This window comes from Chromobacterium sp. FG22 (assembly GCF_057809415.1).
In genome coordinates this window covers 1-300 of sequence record NZ_JBMDJX010000092.1, presented here as the reverse complement: position 1 = coordinate 300, position 300 = coordinate 1, and the positions used below count along the sequence as shown (strand labels likewise).

General features: G+C 64.3%; 1 protein-coding gene. It reads left to right on the top strand.

From position 1 onward, the window contains the following. The coding region (locus ACODSD_RS24815) for a phage baseplate assembly protein V (RefSeq protein ID WP_488878616.1) at nt 1-300 on the top strand (300 nt) is incomplete at both ends.

Below are 300 nucleotides of genomic sequence, written 5' to 3'. Positions count from 1 at the left end.
AATCCTCCTGCTGGCTGCGCGTGGTCATGCCCAGCGCCGGCGCCGGCTGGGGCCATCAATTCATCCCGCGCATCGGCCAGGAAGTGCTGGTCGACTTCATCGAAGGCGACATCGACCGCCCGGTGATCACCGGCGTGCTCTACAACGGCAGCCACGCCACCCCGGACTTCAGCGGCGCGGGCGCCTTGCCGGCCAACAAAACCCTGTCCGGCATCAAATCCAAAGAACACCAGGGCGGCCAATATAACGAACTGCTGTTCGACGACACCCCCGGCGAAGTCAGAGCCAAACTCAGCTCCG